Below are 15,188 nucleotides of genomic sequence, written 5' to 3'. Positions count from 1 at the left end.
GGCCACCCACGACGCGACCGGCGTCACTGCCGCGACCGACAGCGCGGCAGCAGTGGCCGTGATCGCACCTTTCCCGACACGGTCGGACGCCCGCGGGTCGGGGCTCCGACCGTCCGTGCGAGCCGCGTCGGTGACCGTCGACGGCGTCATCGGTCGCACCGGGACGGCGGCAGGCCGTCCGCCCATGTCCGCCACCTCCTCTCCAGGACGTCGGCCTGATAGCCACGCGCGACCTCGAGGTTCCGACGTGACGCCGCCCGACGGAGTTCCGGGGACACGATCAGCCTGCTCAACGCGTCGGCGAGTGCGGAGGCGTCACCGGGGGGCACGAGCCAGGCGTCGTCGATCAGCTCAGGTGTCCCCCCGACCTCGCTCGCGACGACGGGCAGTCCACGCGCCATCGCCTCCAGGAGAACCCGCGGCAGGCCCTCGACCAGCGACGGCAGCGCGAAGATGGCCGACTCGTCGAGGAGCCGGGTCAACTCGTCCTGGTCGTTCACGGTCCCCGGCATGTCGACATGATCGAGTCCGAGCTCGTCGCGCAGCACGCAGAGGTCATCGTGCAGACGACCGCCGCCGACGATGGTGACGAGGACCTCGTGCCCCCGGCGCCGCAGCTCCGGGACAGCACGCAGCAATACGTCGTGACCCTTGTACGGCTGATCCTGATGTCCCACGGTGATGATCCGGATCGGCTGGTCCGGCCGCGCCTGCACCTCCGGAATGAAGCGGTCCGCAGGGAGTCGGACGTCGGAGACTCCGACCGCTCGAGCGTCGGGACGCGGGGGGTACAGGCGCTGGAGCGCGTGTTGCGTCACGAAGGCCGCGTGGCTGGCACCCCTCACGGTCCATCGCGTGTGAGCGGCCTGCATCCGTGCCAGCAGGCGTCCGTGGACGCCTCCCATCAGGTTCTCCAGCACCGCCGCCGGGTCCCCGACGACCTCCGCCGCGTAGCGACGGCCGATGAGCCGGCAGACGGTCGCGGCCAGGCCGCCGATCGGACCGGGTAGGTGCACCACGATCCGATCTGCCTGGCGCACCGCGCGCACGACGGCCGGGAGGACGCGTGGAACGGCCAGCACCAGCCCACGCATTCCGACGTAGTTCGGTAGGGGGAGCACCGTGGTCGGGGTACCGACGCCGGCATCGCGGACCCGGGAGTCCGCACGAGCCATGACGTCGACCTCGAAGCCCGCCCGGCGGAACCGGTCGAGTCCCGCGGCCTCGGCACGGTGCAGGGCACGCCAGACCCCGTCCGTCCCGAGCCCGAAGCGGGCCTCGGTGAACACCGTCACCCGTCGGCTGTCGGGAGCTTCCTTCACGAAGCCTCCGACCCGTCGCGGCTGATCGTGATCGCCGTCGGTCGTGATTCGTCGGCGGCGGTTCGCGGCACCGGCAGATCGAGATCGCCCCGAAGCCCCGCCATCCGGTCCTCGCGCGCGGTCCTCTGTACCAGTCGCAGAATGCGAGCAGCCCGCGTGAGCGCAGGAATGGCGGCGGCAGCCACCAACAACACGACACCGATCGCCGTCATCCGTCTTCCCCCCGGAGCAGCAGGGCCGTAGCGACCTGCTGTGACGTGGATTAGACCCGCCCGACCGAGTCGTCCGCCAGTGTCCGGAGGTAGGGATCGCCGTGTGCAACCGATTCGCTACCGGTCGTCCTCTCCAAGGTGGGACTGGCGCAACGAGTTCGCGCAATCCGCACTGTGCGTGGAAGCGCGACTACGACCCGCAACACAACCCTTTGTGGATCTCGAGCTGCACCCCGTTCCCGACACTCTTGGCGTGACGCCGAAGCTATTCATGCGATATCGGGAGGAACCGAACGCCGACGCGGGAGCGACCGTGTGTGGTCGGGTCGATCGGGGGGGGTGAGCAGTGGCGGAAAATGGATCTTGCCGGGCTGTACGGAGGTCCGTCCACTGGGTCGCGGTGGCACGGGAACTGTGGTCCTCGCGAGCGACGTGGACGACAGCCGGGTCGCGAGCAAGTACCTGAGCCCCCGGTTCCTGGCCGACCCGGAGTTCCGCCGGGCCTTCGCCGAGGAAGCGGTTCTCCTGGCCGGAATCCGCACGCCGCACGTCGTCCAGCTGCACGACTCGTCGAGGACGACGGCAGATCAGCCATGGTGTGCGGCTCGCCGACGGCGCCTCCTTGCGCGCGACCCAAGAGCGAGCACGGCGCCACGGAGCCGGAGTCCGCCCTGGCGGTGCTCGAGGGATCCCTGCTCGGTCTCGACTTCGCGCACCGGGCGGGAGTGGTGCACCGCGATTACAAGCCGGAGAACGTGCTGCTCATCCGGGACGGCGAGAGCAAGCTCGCAGACTTCGGGGTCGCGATCCGCACCGGTGGGGCCGGCGACGGCCTGGGCACCCCCGCCCACATGGCCCCCGAGGATCCCGGCGACCAACAGGTCGCGTCGCCGACTGTGCGCCACCCTGGAACCGGACGAGACGATCAGAGCAGTCCGAGGAACCGCTCCGCGGCCGCGATCTGCGGCTCTCCCAGGCCCTCGACCGGAGGAACGTCGATCAGGGCGGTCGGCTCGGTCCGGGCCGCCAGGAACTCGTCGCGCCCCCGACCGTGGTCGACGTGCTCGTCGTCGAACCAGACGAGGGGACGCCCTGCCGCGTACGCGAGCATCGTCGGGTACTTCCAGTCCGTGGTCAGCGTCGTCAGGTCGAGCTCGACGACCGGGAGCTCCGGCAGCCCGACCTCGAGACGCGCGTACTCGTTCGCGAGGCCGTTCCAGTAGGTGGCCCACACCAGCTCCGCGTCGTACTCCCGGCTCAGGCGCCGCAGTTCGGCGCCGTGGGTGCGGTTCCAGAAGGTGCGCATCATGCGTTCCTGACGCAGCCGCTTCGACGGGCGGTAGCCGAGCTTCTGACCCCGGCTCCGCGACATGTTGTAGGGGTTCAGCACACCGTCGATGTCGACGGCGATGAGTGCGGGTTCCATTGCGTCCCTCCCGGCGCCCGGGGGTGGCCGTGCCCCGGTCACGGAGCACGACCACCCGTCGATCACGACGGCCCGTGGCGGAGGCAGCTGAACATCGTGAGCAGGTCGGTCCCTGGAACGGTGCGCGCGACCTCCGCCCCGTCGACCTTCTTGCCCTTCTTCAGCATCGTGTACAGCTTGCCGATCCTGGCGATCTTGCCCACGCCCGGCAGGCCGGTGTTGTTCTCCTCCATGCACGAGCCGAAGTCCTCCTCGGACACCGTCCGACCCGGAACGACCGGCCGTTCCTCGGCCTCGGGCAGGGAGGTCGTCGTCGGGATGACTCCGTAGCAGGACTTCTTGAACGCCGCGGGCAGGCTCGGGATGAGCCGGTCCCCCGTCGCGGGTCCGACGACGCCGTCGACCTCCAGGCCGTGCAGCGCCTGGAAACGTCGGATGGCGTCGAAGGTGTCCTGCCCGTAGTCCCCGTCGGGCTCACGGAGCAGGGCCCGCTGCACGCACTCCACGGGGAAGCCCGAGTTCCCGACGAGGCCGGGGTAGCCGTTGAGCTCGAGGCTCGTCGAGTTCGGCCCCACGAAGTCCGCCCCCTCCTCCGCCGAGGCGGCCGGCGCGACGCCGACGGCCAGGCCGACGATCACCGCCCCTGCCGCGACCGCCGCGCCGAGGCGGCGGCTCATGGTCGTGCTCATGGTCGGTCCTCCTCCTCCCGTTCGGGCCGGCCCTGGTGCCGGCTCTGAGGAAGGACCCTGCGCCGCAGCGCGCCGGAGCCGTATCCCTGAGCTCAGGGGGTGCGCGATCAGTGAACGATCTGGACATTTCGCTCGGTCCGGTTAACGCTCCGCGCAAGGATCTCGATGACATCGCGAATCCGTTACTCGTGTGGGGGTGCGCGGTGAGCGCAGAGAAGTTCGGCAACTACGTTCTGTACGAGTTGCTGGGGCGGGGCGGCATGGGCGAGGTCCATCGCGCCTACGACACCGTCCGCAAGCGCACGGTCGCGCTCAAGCGGCTGCCGGTGTCGCTCGCCCGCGACGAGGCGTTCCGGAAGCGGTTCCGCACCGAGTCCGAGGTGGCGGCCCGCCTGACGGAGCCGCACGTCCTCCCGGTGCACGACTACGGCGAGATCGACGGCCGGCTCTTCCTCGACATGCGCTACGTGCAGGGCCCCGACCTCGGCAGCCTCCTCTCGCGGCGCGGGGGCCTGCCGCCCTCGCAGGCCGTGGGGATCGTCGAGCAGGTGGCCGCGGCCCTGGACGCCGCGCACGCCGACGGCCTCGTCCACCGCGACGTCAAGCCGTCGAACGTGCTCGTGACGATGGCCGACGCCGACACGCCCTCGTTCGCCTACCTCACCGACTTCGGCGTGGCGCAGCTCGGCGGCGCCGACTCCAGTCTGAGCAGCACGAACGCCACCGCCGGCACGTTCGACTACATGGCGCCCGAGCGGTACACGAGCCGGCGCGCCGACCTCCTCGTCGACGTCTACTCCCTCGGCTGCGTGCTCTACGAGGTGCTCGCCGGGGACAAGCCGTTCCCCGCGACGACCCTGCCCGAGGCGATGCACGCCCACCTGAACCAGGAGCCGCCTCGCCTCGCGGAGGTGCGTCCGGACGTCCCCGCGGGCCTGGACGACGTGATCGCCCGGGCAATGGCCAAGGACCCGGCGGAGCGCTACACCTCGTGCGGGGCGGTCGCCGTCGCCGCCCGGGCCGCCCTCGAGCAGGCGACCGACACCCCGGTACCGCAGGGCGCCGTCGAGACCGTCCTCCCGACGCCCGAACCGGCCGCTGCGGCCGTCGCGACCGCACCCGCCGTCACGAAGACCCCCGACGACGAGCCGGACGACGAGCCCGCACCCTCACTCCCGCCCGCCGCTCCGACGCTCGTCCCGGCGCGGCGGCGTCCCCGCACGCCCGTGCTCGTCGGTGCCGGGGCCTTCGTGGCCGCCCTGGCGGTCGGTGGCGCGGTGCTCGTCGGCACCGGCGATGCGGGCGCGCCGGCGGCGGCCGCCCCGGCCGCGGTGGTCGGCGCGCCGGCGGTCTCCCCGGCCGCTGACACGGTGGTCCCGGCCATCGCCGACGGCGCCTACACGGGTCGTAGCAGCGGGAACGAGGTGACGGTCGCGCTGGCGGTCAAGGGCGGGAAGGTCGCCGCCTACCTCTGCGACGGCAAGAAGATCGAGGCGTGGCTCGAGGGCACCGTCTCCGGCACCACCATGGAACTGAGCAACCCCAAAGGCGCCGCGGTCCGCGTGGACGTCACCGAGACCGCCGCCCTCGGTTCGATGACCGTCGGCGGGCGCACGCTGCCGTTCTCCGCGGAGCGCTCGGCGCCACCCGCCGGCCTCTACAGCGCCCGCACGGGCACGTCCCGCGTCGGCTGGATCGTCCTCGCCGACGGCGAGCAGGTCGGGACCCGGAAGGACGGGGAGGTGGTCTCACCAGCCCCGGCGCTTGACCCCGCGGCGCGGACCACCACCGTCGACGGCCAGACCGTCCAGGCCACCCTGGTGGAACCCGCTCCCGGCGCGGGCTGGTGAGCGCACCCACCGCTCGCGTCACCGCCGGGGAGCGAGTGGCCGACCTCGTCCCGGGCGGCGAGCTGCTCATCGGCCGGGACGTGCGCTGCGAGATCCCCGTTCCCGACGAGGGGCGGCTGTCGCGTCGGGCCGTGCGGCTGCGCTCGCGCGACGGGGGCGTCGTCGTCACCAATCTCAGCCACACGCACGCGGTGCTGGTCGACGCGCACGGCACCGTGTCCCGGCTCGAGCCCGTCGGGCCCGAGGGCGCCGACGGCGGCTTCGTCCTCCGCGCCGGGTCGGCGCGGCTCACCGGTCCCTCCTGGGGACGGTCCCCCTTCGCGGTGTGGATCACCGTCGAGGGCGCTCATCACCGGACGGTGCTGCCCGGCTGGACCGCCGGCGGCGTCTCCGTGACCGCCGAGCCGCTCCGGCTGCAGCGCCGCACGAAGGAGTTCGTCGTCGCGCTGCTGCTGTGCCGGCACCGGCTCGAGGACCCGACGAGCGCCGCTCCTCCCCCACCCGTCCCGAAGCTCGCGCGGGACGTGCTCGAGGCGACCAACAGCTGGCACCTCGTCCGCGACTACGACGTCGACGAGCGCACCCGGCTGCGGCTGACCCGGCGCATGCACGAACACCTCAAGACGCTGCGCGCGAAGGTCGTGCGCAGCGGCCTCGCCGAGGAGGGTGCGGAGCTCCCGCCGATGCTGCTGGTGAGCCTCCTCCTCGACTCCGGCGCCGTCCGGCGCGACGACCTCGCCCTGCTCTCCGACGAGGCATGGCTCGAGCGGCAGGAGCAGCAGTGGTGGGACGCGTAGACCGACCGGTCGTCGGGCAGGAGGTCCTCGACGTCCGCGCCCCCGGCGAGCGGCGCGTGGTCCGCCCGGGCGTCGAGTTCGTGATCGGTCGCGACGAGACCTGTGACCTGCAGGTCGTCGGCCCGCAGGTGTCCCGGCGCCACCTCGTGGTCAAGCCCGGGCCCGAGGGCTGGGAGGTCGTCGACGTCAGCCGCAACGGGGCATGGAGCGACGACCGACCGCTCGGACGGCAGCCCGTCCGCGGCTCCCTCGCCATCCGTCTGGGTTCCCGAGCCGACGGACCCGTCATCGAGCTGAGCACCCGCCGGGCGCCGGCGGCCCTGCCGACCCCACCCGTCGTCGGGATCACCGAGGCCGCAGCGCGCTCGCAGCGACAGGGACGGTTCTCGGTCTCGCACGAGCTCAGCACCGTCCCGACGAAGGCGGTCACGATCGGGCGGGACGCCGTCAACGACGTGGTGGTCGACGATCTCCTCGCCTCCCGACGGCACGCGGAGCTGCACCGGCGGGACGGCCGGTGGGTGCTGATCGACCTCGGCAGCTCGAACGGGACGTTCGTCAACGGGCAGCGGGTCCGTCAGCAGGAGATCGGCCCCGACGACGTCGTGGGTATCGGCCACGCCCTGCTCCACCTCGACGGCGACCGGCTGGTCGAGTACGTGGACACCGGCGACGTGGAGTTCCGGGCGCACGGGCTCGTCGTCCGGGCCGGCGGGAAGACCCTGCTCGACGACGTCGGCTTCGCGCTGGAGTCGAAGAGCCTCCTCGCCGTCGTCGGACCGTCCGGCGCGGGCAAGTCGACGCTGCTCCGTGCTCTCACCGGGTTCCGGCCCGCCGACGAGGGACGGGTCGAGTACGCCGGCCGCGACCTCTACGCCGACTACGACGAACTGCGACAGCGGATCGGCCTCGTCCCGCAGGACGACATCCTGCATCCCCAGCTCACCGTCCGCCGGGCCCTGCGCTACGCCGCAGAGCTGCGGTTCCCCGACGACGTCGCCGCCGCCGAACGCGACCACCGCGTCGAGGAGGTGATCTCCGAACTGGGACTGTCGGGGCAGGCCGACCAGGCCATCCGCACCCTGTCCGGCGGCCAACGCAAGCGGACCTCCGTCGCACTCGAGTTGCTCACTCGCCCGTCGCTGCTCTTCCTCGACGAGCCGACCTCCGGCCTGGACCCGGGCCTGGACAAGTCGGTCATGCGCACGCTGCGCGAGCTGGCCGACGACGGGCGCACCGTGGTCGTGGTGACCCACAGCGTCGCCAACCTCGACGTCTGCGACCGCCTGCTGCTGCTCGCCCCCGGCGGGGAGGTCGCCTTCTTCGGGCCGCCCCGCGAGGCGCTCGCCTACTTCGGCGAGACCGACTTCGCCGACGTCTTCCTCCGGCTCGCCGAGCGGGACGACTGGGGCGAACGGTTCCGGGGATCCCCGGCGCACGCCCGCTGGATCGGCCGGGACCGCGGCCGGGCCGGCCGCACCGAGCGGCTCGGGAAGTCGGTGGGGGCGGCGGCACCCCGACAGCAGTCCGTGGTCCGGCAGCTGTCGGTCCTGTGCCGCCGCTACCTCGCGGTGATCGCCTCCGACCGCCAGTACCTGATCTTCATGGCGGCCCTGCCCCTGGTGCTCAGCGTGCTTGCACACGCGCTGCCCGGGGACGCCGGGCTGTCGATGCTCGAGCAGCTCCGGGGCGCTGCCGGGGCGCCCAACAGCATCTGGCTCGTCCTGGTCGTGGGCGCCGCCCTCATGGGCTCGGCCGCCTCGATTCGCGAGCTGGTGAAGGAACGCGAGATCTACTCCCGCGAGCGGGCCATCGGGCTGTCCCGCGGCGCGTACCTGGCCTCGAAGCTGATCGTGCTCGGCGTCATCGTCGGGGTGCAGGCCGTGGTCCTCGGCGTGCTCGGGACGATCGGCCGGCCGCCGCCCGATGCTGCGGTGGTGCTGGGCTCGCCCGTCGTCGAGATCGTGGCGGCGTTGGTGCTGCTGACGGTCGCGAGCATGGCCGTGGGGCTCGCCGTCTCCGCGCTGATCGACAACGCCGATCGCGGGATGCCGCTGCTGGTGCTGCTCGCCATGCTGCAGTTCATCCTGTCCAGCGCCCTGCTCCAGATCAGCGACCGGATCGGGCTCGGGCAGCTGGCGTGGCTGGTGCCCGCGAGATGGGGGTTCGCGGCGGGTGCGGTGACCATCGGGCTGCCCACCGGCCCCGGCACGTTCTACCCGTACGCCGACCCGCTGTGGGAGGTCTCGGCCGGGGTGTGGGTGCTCGACATGCTCGCCCTCGTCGTCCTCGCGGGGCTGTACGTGGCGGCGGCGTGGTGGCTTCTGCGCCGGCTCGACCCGCAGCGACGTTCGGGCTGACGGTACGAGGTCGGTCCACGGTCCTCCTCGGACCGTGGACCGACCCGTCGCTCACGCCGGACCGCTGTCACAGTGTTCGTTGCGCAGGTGAACGCTGCCGAACCAACCATGGGTGACGGCAGGCTTGGGGAACTTGTAGATCAGACATCTCCCGTCGTTCGCCGCGCCGTTGATCATGTGATTGAACTCCAGCGACCGCACCGCCACGGCCGCTCCGACACCGGCCACGATCGGTGCGGCGGGACCACTGGCAGCGGCCGCTCCGACGGTTGCTCCGGCCACACCCACCGCACCTGCTCCGACCAGCGTCTCCTTCCACTCGGCGTGAATCTCGCGGGTCCGCGCCACCGACCAGTACGCCGTGCAGGTGGTGATCCCACAGGCGACCTCCGACGGCGCGAGGCCGATCGGCTCCGCCGCGGCCTCCTTCGCCGCGATCGTCCCGCCCGAGACCACCAGCGCCGCCGTGAGCAGCGCTGTCGCCGCAGCGCGGGGAACCGAGATCCGCATGACGTCCCTCCTTCTCGTTGTCTCCGTCCGTGCAGGCCAGAGACTCCGCGAAGGAGCGGATCGGGACGATCCCGGAACTCAGGGGTGGCGTGGCGGCTCCAGCTGCCCCGGCCGCGGCTCACCCGGGAGGCACTCCTGTCCCGCTGGCGTGGTGTGCCCGCGATCGATCCCGACGCGTTCCGCGCCGAGGTGGACGGCGTGATCGACAGCGACCTGTGACCGCGGGGAGGGCCTGCTCGACACGAGCGTGATCATCGCTCTGCCGACCCTGACCGATGCGAGTCAGCTCCCGGTCACGCCGTTCATCTGCACGGTCACGCTGGCCGAGCTCTCCGTCGGCCCACTCGTGGCGCGCTCGGACGACGAACGGGCTGCGCGGCAAGCTGTTCTCCGACAGGCCGAGGCCGACGTCGATCCGCTGCCCTTCGACGCGCCCGCTGCACGCGCGTTCGGACGCGTCGCGACAGCTTTGCGCCAGGCCGGACGGAAATCCCGGGCCCGGAGCTACGACGCGATGATCGCCGCCGTAGCCCTCGCCCGCGCCCTGCCGCTGCACACGGCAAACCCTGACGACTTCCCGACCCTCCCGGGACTGACCGTCGTGCCGGTGGCGCAGCACGGCTGAGTGGACGGCGGGTCCGCCGGCGTATCGAGGCGGACCCGAACGCATCGCCGGCGGACGACGAGTTCCTCGCGCAGCGCGACCCGGAGCCGGTGCAGCTGTGGCAACCGAACACCGGGCGTTCGCCGAGAGCGGCTGATGCGGCGACGCCAGGCCTCCCTCCACGATCTGCCGCATCAATGCGGCCGACCGCCGCGTCCACGGTCCGCGCCCCGGCGGCGACACCTCCGACCTCCCGCTCCGACCGCGGAGTAGGAAGGGGCGGTGGCTCGCTCCCCGCGGTACGTGTTCCTCGGCGCCGGCGCGGTCGGCAGCGCCCTCGGCGGCCTGCTCGCCCGGCAGGGACGGGAGGTCCTGCTCGTCACGCGGGGCGAGCACGCCCGGGTCATGGCCGAGCGGGGTGTGACGCTGCGCTGCCCCGACCTCACCGAGACCGTCGCCGTGCCCGTCGCCACCACACCCGACCAGGCCCGACTCACCGTCGACGACGTCCTCGTCCTCACCGCCAAGACCCCGCAGGCCGCCGACGTGCTCGACACCTGGGGTGACGTCCCGGTCCACGACGAGGACGGCTCCGTGGTCGGCCGGGCTCTCGACGTCCTGCCGGTGCTCGTCGCCCTCAACGGCGTCGAGGGCGAGGAGATCGCCCTGCGCCGGGCCGAGCGCGTGTTCGCCGTGTGCGTCTGGTTCCCGACGGTGCTGCTCGAGCCCGGGGAGGTCATCGTCCGCGGGGCACCGCTCCGCGGGGTGTTCCACATGGGTCGCTACGGCCACTCCCCCGACCCGGCCGCCGACCAGGCGCTGCTCGCGGCGATCGCCGCGGACTGGGACCCGGCCGGCTGCCTCGTCCGCCCCACAGAGGCGGTGATGGCCTGGAAGTACCGGAAGCTGATCGCGAACGTCGGCAACGCCCTCGAGGCCCTGCTCGGCGACACGACCGGGGCCGAGGACATCACGACGGCGCTGCGCGCCGAGACCGAGCGGGTCCTCGAGGCCGCCGCCGTACCCGTCGTCGGGAAGGAGGAGGCCCGCGCCGGGTGGAAGCCCGAGGGCCTCGAGTTCCTCCCCGTGCCAGGGGAGCCGGAGCAGCTCGGCGGGTCGAGCTGGCAGTCGCTGATGCGCGGCACCGGCAGCATCGAGACCGACTACCTCAACGGCGAGATCGCGCTGATCGCACGACGCGTCGGCGCGGCCGCGCCGATCAACGCCCGGATCGCCGCGCTCGCGCGGGAAGCGACCCGGGACGGGCGCCGTCCGGGCTCGATCACCGCCGACGAGCTGCGGCGGGAGCTCGCGTTGACGTGAAGCCTCAGGCGATCGCGCCGACGTCGTCCGCCGACTCCGGCAGGATCTCCCCGTCCTCGAGGACGTTGGCCCCGGGCACCTCCTGCAGGAAGATCGCCATGTCCTTCTTCGCGACCCCGGTGATCTCCGACCAGGCGTCGGCGATCCCGTGCAGCAGACGGCCACGCGTCGCGGCGGACCGGCCGTCGCGGATGATCCCGACCATGCGCGGCCCGGTCACGGCCTCCCCCGCCACGAAGATGCTGCCCGGCGGGACCTCGACGAACGAGCAGTGCACGTAGGCGCTCGGGGCGCCGGTCACCTCGGCGTGCACCTTCGTCACCGCCGCCGCGACCTCGGCCCGGTGCTGCAACGTCGGGTCCCCGGTGGGCACGGTGAACTGGTAGAAGGGTACGTCGACCTCCGGACTCGTGGGTCACACTCGAACTGAGTCCGACCGTAGAGCGGACTTCGTCACCTCTGCAAGCTGCTGAGACTCGAAAAAGGTCTAGGGTTGCCGACGTGCGACACGACGAACTGGGCGACGTCTACTGCTCGGTGGCGCGCACCTGGTCGGTCATCGGTGAGCGCTGGACGATGATGATCCTGCGCGAGTGCTTCCGCGGGGAGCGGCGCTACGACCACTTCCGGTCCAAGCTCGGCCTCGGGGCCAACGTGCTCAACGATCGGCTCCGCGTGCTCACCGAGGAGGGCGTGCTCGAGCGGGTGCCCTACCAGGACCGGCCCGTCCGCCACGAGTACCGCCTCACCGCCAAGGGCGCCGACCTCTATCCGGTCCTGGTCGCCCTCATGGCGTGGGGCGACAAGTACGAGAACGACGTCCCGCCGGTGCAGCTGGTCCACCGCGCGTGCGGGCACGCGGCCGAGCCGCGGACCACGTGCGCGCACTGCGGCGAGCCGATCGCCTGGCGGGACATGACCGCGGACGTGCAGCCGACCGCCTGGTGAGCGGCCGGAACCGAGTCCACCGGACTCGGCTCCGGCGACGCACCACGCCGTCGCCGCCGGACGGCTCGCTACGCGACCGCCGCGAACGCCCCGTCGGTGCGCTCGAGGATCGCGTCGATCACCTCGTCGGTGTGCGCGGAGGACAGGAACCAGTTGTGCCAGGGGTGCAGGTACACCCCGCGCTGCACGGCCGCCTCGGCCCACGCGGTGACGCGTCGGAAGTCGGGGTCGCCGTCGAACGACAGCATCGGCATCTGCACCGGCCCGGTCTGCCGGATCGACACCCCGTGCGCGGCGGCCTGGGCGGCGAGTCCCTCGCGGAGCCGCGTCCCGGCCCGCTCCATCGTCGGCAGGGCCTCCCCGCGGCGCAGCTCGGTCAGGGTCGCCAGCCCCGCGGCCAGTGGCACCGCCCCCGTCCAGAAGGAGCCGGTCACGTAGATCGTCCGGACCGCGTCGCGCAGCGCGTCGATGCCCGTCACCGCGCCCAGCGGCTGGCCGTTCGCGAGCGGCTTCGACCACGCCGAGAGGTCGGGCCGCACCCCGAGCGGCTCCCACGAGCCGGCCAGGTCGAGCCGGTGGGTCGCGCGCACGTCGTCGAGGACCAGCACCGCGCCGGTCCGGTCCGCGAGGTCCCGGAGTCCGCGCGCGAAGGCCGGGTCGACCAGCTCCTGGTCGCGCTTGATGTCGTGCCGGAACGGCGTCACCAGGATGGCCGCCAGGTCGGAGCCCGCCTCGTCCGCGGCGGCCCGCGCCGAGGCCAGGTCGTTGTACTCGTAGCGGATGAGGTGCGCCTGGTCCTCCGCGGTCACGCCCCCGCCGCGCACGGCGAACCCCGGCACCGCGCCGTGGTAGGCGCCGCGGGCCACCAGCACCTTGCGTCGCCCGGTGGCCGCGCGGGCCGTCGTCATGCAGGTGGTCATCGCGTCGGTGCCGTTCTTGCAGAACAACGCCCAGTCCGCGGCGGCGACCGTGTCGACCAGCAGTTCCGCGTACTCCACCGCCGTCGGGCTGATGCCGTCGAGGCAGTCGCCGCGGCCGAGCTGGTCGACGATCGCCGCCGTCACCGCGGGATGGCGGTGCCCGACGATCATCGGGCCCCAGCTGCACATCAGGTCGAGGTACTCGCGCCCGTCGGCGTCCCACACCCGCGCGCCCTCCCCCGACACCACGAACTGCGGGTGGGCGGTGGAGAACGCCGACACCGACATGTGGCCGTACATGCCGCCCGGGATCACGCGGCCGGCCCGTTCCCGCAGCGCCAGCTCCTGCTCACCCAGACCCAGCTCGGTCGTCGTCATGATCTCGTCTCCTCCAGGAGCTCCCGGGCCGCGGCGGCGATCCCCGCGCCGTCGAGCCGGTAGTGGGCGTAGAGCGCGGCGGGGGGGCCGACCGGAACGTGCTGGTCGGGCACCCCGTGGCGGCGGAACCGGGGTGCGAGACCGGCCTCGAGCAGGCACTCCGCGACCGCCGAGCCGAGCCCGCCGGTCACGTTCGCCTCCTCGACCGTGAGCACGGCCCCGGTCTCCCGGGCCGCGGCCAGCACGGCGTCGCGGTCGAGCGGCGACACGGTCCACATGTCGACCACGCGGGCCTCGAGGCCCCCCGCGGCGAGGTCGTCGGCGGCCTGCATCGCCGGTGCGACCTCGGAGCCGGTCGCGATGATCGTCAGGTCGCCGCCCTCCCGCAGCGTCAGGGCCTTCCCGACGACGAGCTCGGGCACCTCCGCGTACACCTGCGGGTCCCGCCCCCGCCCCAGTCGCAGGTACATCGCGTGCGGGTGGTCGAGCGAGAGCCGCAGCAGCGCGCGCAGGTGGTTCGCGTCCGTCGCCGCGACCACCGTGAGGTCGGCGATCGACCGCATCATCGCCAGGTCCTCGAGGCTGTGGTGACTCGTCCCGTAGAATCCCATCGACATCCCCGAGTGGTGCCCGACGACGCGGACGGGCAGGTCGGGGTACGCGCAGTCGGTCCGGATCTGCTCGGCGCACAGCAGCGCGGCGAACGAGCCGAAGGTCGCGGCGAAGGGCAGGAGGCCGCTCGCCGCCATCCCCGCGGCCATCGTGATCATGTTCTTCTCGGCGATCCCGGCGTTCACGAACCGGTCCGGGTGCCGCGCCGCGAAGTCGGTGGTGCGGTTGGACCGACCGAGGTCGGCGGTCAGCACGACGATCCGCGGGTCGACGTCCGCGAGGTCCGCGAGCTCCTCGCCGAGCACGAACGCCGGCACGGCGCGGGTGTCGGTGCCGTCGACCGACCGGGAGTCCTTGAACGCCGCCGTGCCGTTGAAGATCGCGGCCTGGTCCTGGGCTTCCTCCGTGCTCGTCATGCGTTCAGCTCCGCCATCACGTCGTCGTAGTCGGCGCCGACGAGGTTGCCGACGTGCCAGTCCGGGCTCAGCTCCATCCGCGCGACGCCCTTGCCCTTCACGGTGTCGGCGACGATCAGCTGCGGTCGGGTCCCGCCCCGCGCGGGCAGGGCGGCGAAGGTCGCGAGCAGGGCCTCGAGGTCGTGCCCGTCCACCCGGTGGGTGTCCCAGCCGAACGCCGCGAAGCGCTCCTCGATCGGCTCGGCCGCCATCACGTCGGCGACGAACCCGTCGATCCCGAGCTGGTTGGCGTCGACGACGGCGACGATGTTCCCCAGCCCGTAGTGCGCGGCCGACATCGCCGCCTCCCACACCTGCCCCTCGGCGAGCTCGCCGTCGCCCAGCAGGCACCAGGTCCGGTGGTCGCTCCCCCGGTGCCGACCCGCCCACGCCATGCCGACGCAGATCGAGAGTCCGTGGCCGAGCGACCCGGAGGAGAAGTCGACGCCGGGGATCCGCTTGCCGTCGGGGTGGTCGCCGAAGGCACTGCCGAGCCGGGTGTAGGTGTCGAGCTCGGCGGGGTCGTAGAACCCGAGGTCGGCGAGCAGGGGGTAGAGCCCGATCGCGGCGTGGCCCTTGCTCATCACGAAGCGGTCGCGGTCCGGCCAGTCGGGTCGGGCCGGGTCGAGCCGCAGCTCGGCGTAGTAGAGCGCCGCGAGGATCTCCGCGCACGAGAACACGGCGCTGTAGTGCCCGGCGCCCGCGATGCGGGTGAGGCGCACCGTCTCGGTGCGCACGAAGCGGGCGCGCTCGGCGAGGTCCGTCATGGTCCCTCCTGAGAT

At 72.6% G+C, this 15,188-nt stretch carries 15 protein-coding genes and 2 pseudogenes; 8 read left to right on the top strand and 9 right to left on the bottom strand.

All coding sequences use genetic code 11. The features are described 5' to 3' along the window. Positions 1 to 146: 146 nt before the first annotated feature. Both ACQPYX_RS10775 and ACQPYX_RS10770 read right to left on the bottom strand, forming a co-directional pair. The gene (locus tag ACQPYX_RS10775) at positions 147 to 1,322 is read right to left on the bottom strand and encodes a glycosyltransferase family 4 protein (RefSeq protein WP_433802901.1); all 1,176 of its coding nucleotides are present in this window, start codon (positions 1,320 to 1,322) and stop codon (positions 147 to 149) included. Continuing rightward, positions 1,319 to 1,534 (bottom strand): hypothetical protein, encoded by a 216-nt coding sequence (locus ACQPYX_RS10770; protein WP_433802900.1) that lies wholly within the window; start codon positions 1,532 to 1,534, stop codon positions 1,319 to 1,321. Before ACQPYX_RS10770 ends, ACQPYX_RS10775 begins: the two co-directional genes overlap by 4 nt. Positions 1,535 to 1,890: 356 nt before the next feature. On the opposite strand from ACQPYX_RS10770, the pseudogene ACQPYX_RS10765 reads away from it, so the two are divergent. Further along, positions 1,891 to 2,388: pseudogene (locus tag ACQPYX_RS10765) on the top strand (protein kinase domain-containing protein); the annotation flags it as partial. A 71-nt stretch (positions 2,389 to 2,459) separates the two neighbouring features. On the opposite strand, the gene ACQPYX_RS10760 reads toward ACQPYX_RS10765, so the two are convergent. Both ACQPYX_RS10760 and ACQPYX_RS10755 read right to left on the bottom strand, forming a co-directional pair. Then, on the bottom strand, positions 2,460 to 2,960 hold the full coding sequence (locus ACQPYX_RS10760; RefSeq protein WP_433802899.1) for an HAD domain-containing protein: 501 nt from the start codon (positions 2,958 to 2,960) through the stop codon (positions 2,460 to 2,462). Positions 2,961 to 3,022: 62 nt separating this feature from the next. Then, the gene (locus ACQPYX_RS10755; protein WP_433802898.1) at positions 3,023 to 3,649 is read right to left on the bottom strand and encodes a peptidoglycan-binding domain-containing protein; all 627 of its coding nucleotides are present in this window, start codon (positions 3,647 to 3,649) and stop codon (positions 3,023 to 3,025) included. A 203-nt stretch (positions 3,650 to 3,852) separates the two neighbouring features. Here ACQPYX_RS10755 and ACQPYX_RS10750 point away from each other — a divergent pair, with 203 nt between their 5' ends. The 3 genes from ACQPYX_RS10750 to ACQPYX_RS10740 are packed head-to-tail and all read left to right on the top strand — an operon-like array spanning position 3,853 to position 8,656. Further along, complete coding sequence (locus ACQPYX_RS10750) at positions 3,853 to 5,499, top strand: serine/threonine-protein kinase (protein WP_433802897.1); 1,647 nt, start codon at positions 3,853 to 3,855, stop codon at positions 5,497 to 5,499. A gap of 35 nt (positions 5,500 to 5,534) precedes the next feature. Next, positions 5,535 to 6,296 carry an FHA domain-containing protein gene (locus tag ACQPYX_RS10745; protein ID WP_433802896.1) on the top strand — a complete coding sequence of 254 codons (762 nt, stop codon included), beginning with the start codon at positions 5,535 to 5,537 and terminating at the stop codon, positions 6,294 to 6,296. Next, positions 6,284 to 8,656, top strand: a complete 2,373-nt coding sequence (locus ACQPYX_RS10740; protein ID WP_433802895.1) for an ATP-binding cassette domain-containing protein — start codon at positions 6,284 to 6,286, stop codon at positions 8,654 to 8,656. The genes ACQPYX_RS10745 and ACQPYX_RS10740 overlap by 13 nt, the downstream gene beginning before the upstream one ends. 51 nt (positions 8,657 to 8,707) lie before the next feature. Here ACQPYX_RS10740 and ACQPYX_RS10735 read toward each other — a convergent pair whose 3' ends face one another. Continuing rightward, complete coding sequence (locus tag ACQPYX_RS10735; protein WP_433802894.1) at positions 8,708 to 9,166, bottom strand: hypothetical protein; 459 nt, start codon at positions 9,164 to 9,166, stop codon at positions 8,708 to 8,710. Positions 9,167 to 9,250: 84 nt separating this feature from the next. Here ACQPYX_RS10735 and ACQPYX_RS10730 point away from each other — a divergent pair, with 84 nt between their 5' ends. From ACQPYX_RS10730 to ACQPYX_RS10720, 3 genes are all read left to right on the top strand, one after another. Beyond that, entirely contained in the window at positions 9,251 to 9,385 is a 135-nt protein-coding gene (locus ACQPYX_RS10730; RefSeq protein WP_433802893.1) for a hypothetical protein, read from the top strand. Between the two features lie 13 nt (positions 9,386 to 9,398). Then, positions 9,399 to 9,791, top strand: a complete 393-nt coding sequence (locus ACQPYX_RS10725; RefSeq protein WP_433803707.1) for a type II toxin-antitoxin system VapC family toxin — start codon at positions 9,399 to 9,401, stop codon at positions 9,789 to 9,791. A 261-nt stretch (positions 9,792 to 10,052) separates the two neighbouring features. After that, positions 10,053 to 11,093 (top strand): ketopantoate reductase family protein, encoded by a 1,041-nt coding sequence (locus tag ACQPYX_RS10720; RefSeq protein WP_433802892.1) that lies wholly within the window; start codon positions 10,053 to 10,055, stop codon positions 11,091 to 11,093. Positions 11,094 to 11,097: 4 nt separating this feature from the next. Here ACQPYX_RS10720 and ACQPYX_RS10715 read toward each other — a convergent pair. Continuing rightward, positions 11,098 to 11,472: pseudogene (locus ACQPYX_RS10715) on the bottom strand (tautomerase family protein); the annotation flags it as partial. A gap of 122 nt (positions 11,473 to 11,594) precedes the next feature. On the opposite strand from ACQPYX_RS10715, the gene ACQPYX_RS10710 reads away from it, so the two are divergent. Further along, entirely contained in the window at positions 11,595 to 12,041 is a 447-nt protein-coding gene (locus ACQPYX_RS10710) for a winged helix-turn-helix transcriptional regulator (RefSeq protein ID WP_433802891.1), read from the top strand. A gap of 68 nt (positions 12,042 to 12,109) precedes the next feature. On the opposite strand, the gene ACQPYX_RS10705 is transcribed toward ACQPYX_RS10710, so the two are convergent. Genes ACQPYX_RS10705 through ACQPYX_RS10695 form a run of 3 tightly spaced genes read right to left on the bottom strand, consistent with a single transcriptional unit; the run spans position 12,110 to position 15,173 of the window. After that, positions 12,110 to 13,339 (bottom strand): aminotransferase class III-fold pyridoxal phosphate-dependent enzyme, encoded by a 1,230-nt coding sequence (locus ACQPYX_RS10705; RefSeq protein ID WP_433802890.1) that lies wholly within the window; start codon positions 13,337 to 13,339, stop codon positions 12,110 to 12,112. Continuing rightward, complete coding sequence (locus ACQPYX_RS10700; RefSeq protein ID WP_433802889.1) at positions 13,336 to 14,367, bottom strand: transketolase family protein; 1,032 nt, start codon at positions 14,365 to 14,367, stop codon at positions 13,336 to 13,338. Before ACQPYX_RS10700 ends, ACQPYX_RS10705 begins: the two co-directional genes overlap by 4 nt. Continuing rightward, the gene (locus ACQPYX_RS10695) at positions 14,364 to 15,173 is read right to left on the bottom strand and encodes a transketolase (protein WP_433802888.1); all 810 of its coding nucleotides are present in this window, start codon (positions 15,171 to 15,173) and stop codon (positions 14,364 to 14,366) included. Before ACQPYX_RS10695 ends, ACQPYX_RS10700 begins: the two co-directional genes overlap by 4 nt. Positions 15,174 to 15,188: the final 15 nt, after the last annotated feature.

Origin of the sequence: Actinomycetospora sp. CA-084318 (genome assembly GCF_050955885.1) — a bacterium.
Taxonomy (GTDB): domain Bacteria; phylum Actinomycetota; class Actinomycetes; order Mycobacteriales; family Pseudonocardiaceae; genus Actinomycetospora.
The sequence above is the reverse complement of the archived record's forward strand: the minus strand, read 5'-3'. Positions and strand labels throughout refer to the sequence as shown.

Bases quoted from the DNA above. Each gene is read 5' to 3' on its own strand.
- ACQPYX_RS10770 (WP_433802900.1), bottom strand. From the start codon at position 1,534: ATGACGGCGATCGGTGTCGTGTTGTTGGTGGCTGCCGCCGCCATTCCT.
- ACQPYX_RS10760 (WP_433802899.1), bottom strand. From the start codon at position 2,960: ATGGAACCCGCACTCATCGCCGTCGACATCGACGGTGTGCTGAACCCC.
- ACQPYX_RS10755 (WP_433802898.1), bottom strand. From the start codon at position 3,649: ATGAGCACGACCATGAGCCGCCGCCTCGGCGCGGCGGTCGCGGCAGGG.
- ACQPYX_RS10735 (WP_433802894.1), bottom strand. From the start codon at position 9,166: ATGCGGATCTCGGTTCCCCGCGCTGCGGCGACAGCGCTGCTCACGGCG.
- ACQPYX_RS10705 (WP_433802890.1), bottom strand. From the start codon at position 13,339: ATGACGACGACCGAGCTGGGTCTGGGTGAGCAGGAGCTGGCGCTGCGG.
- ACQPYX_RS10700 (WP_433802889.1), bottom strand. From the start codon at position 14,367: ATGACGAGCACGGAGGAAGCCCAGGACCAGGCCGCGATCTTCAACGGC.
- ACQPYX_RS10695 (WP_433802888.1), bottom strand. From the start codon at position 15,173: ATGACGGACCTCGCCGAGCGCGCCCGCTTCGTGCGCACCGAGACGGTG.